The sequence below is a fragment of the Klebsiella sp. K5-204 genome, from assembly GCF_030128585.1.
Taxonomy (GTDB): domain Bacteria; phylum Pseudomonadota; class Gammaproteobacteria; order Enterobacterales; family Enterobacteriaceae; genus Klebsiella; species Klebsiella quasipneumoniae.
On record NZ_JAKUZS010000035.1, the window covers coordinates 1 to 1411 of the forward strand.

Consider the following 1411-nt stretch of genomic DNA (forward strand, 5'->3'; position numbering starts at 1 on the left):
CTGAAGTAACAAATGCCCTGCTTCCAGGAAAAGCCTCTAAGCATCAGGTAACATCAAATCGTACCCCAAACCGACACAGGTGGTCAGGTAGAGAATACCAAGGCGCTTGAGAGAACTCGGGTGAAGGAACTAGGCAAAATGGTGCCGTAACTTCGGGAGAAGGCACGCTGGTGTGTAGGTGAAGTCCCTGCGGATGGAGCTGAGACCAGTCGAAGATACCAGCTGGCTGCAACTGTTTATTAAAAACACAGCACTGTGCAAACACGAAAGTGGACGTATACGGTGTGACGCCTGCCCGGTGCCGGAAGGTTAATTGATGGGGTTATCCGTAAGGAGAAGCTCTTGATCGAAGCCCCGGTAAACGGCGGCCGTAACTATAACGGTCCTAAGGTAGCGAAATTCCTTGTCGGGTAAGTTCCGACCTGCACGAATGGCGTAATGATGGCCAGGCTGTCTCCACCCGAGACTCAGTGAAATTGAACTCGCTGTGAAGATGCAGTGTACCCGCGGCAAGACGGAAAGACCCCGTGAACCTTTACTATAGCTTGACACTGAACATTGAGCCTTGATGTGTAGGATAGGTGGGAGGCTTTGAAGCGTGGACGCCAGTCTGCGTGGAGCCAACCTTGAAATACCACCCTTTAATGTTTGATGTTCTAACGTGGGCCCCTGACCGGGGTTGCGGACAGTGTCTGGTGGGTAGTTTGACTGGGGCGGTCTCCTCCCAAAGCGTAACGGAGGAGCACGAAGGTTAGCTAATCCTGGTCGGACATCAGGAGGTTAGTGCAATGGCATAAGCTAGCTTGACTGCGAGCGTGACGGCGCGAGCAGGTGCGAAAGCAGGTCATAGTGATCCGGTGGTTCTGAATGGAAGGGCCATCGCTCAACGGATAAAAGGTACTCCGGGGATAACAGGCTGATACCGCCCAAGAGTTCATATCGACGGCGGTGTTTGGCACCTCGATGTCGGCTCATCACATCCTGGGGCTGAAGTAGGTCCCAAGGGTATGGCTGTTCGCCATTTAAAGTGGTACGCGAGCTGGGTTTAGAACGTCGTGAGACAGTTCGGTCCCTATCTGCCGTGGGCGCTGGAGAATTGAGGGGGGCTGCTCCTAGTACGAGAGGACCGGAGTGGACGCATCACTGGTGTTCGGGTTGTCATGCCAATGGCACTGCCCGGTAGCTAAATGCGGAAGAGATAAGTGCTGAAAGCATCTAAGCACGAAACTTGCCCCGAGATGAGTTCTCCCTGAGACTTTAAGTCTCCTGAAGGAACGTTGAAGACGACGACGTTGATAGGCCGGGTGTGTAAGCGCAGCGATGCGTTGAGCTAACCGGTACTAATGAACCGTGAGGCTTAACCTTACAACGCCGAAGATGTTTTGGCGGATTGAGAGAAGATTTTCAGCTT

Annotated in this window: 1 rRNA gene; it reads left to right on the forward strand. The window is 53.1% G+C overall.

Going from position 1 to position 1411, the window contains the following annotated elements:
* Window positions 1-1365: ribosomal RNA gene (locus MKR05_RS26855) — 23S ribosomal RNA — on the forward strand; the annotation flags it as partial.
* Between the last annotated feature and the right edge of the window lie 46 nt (window positions 1366-1411).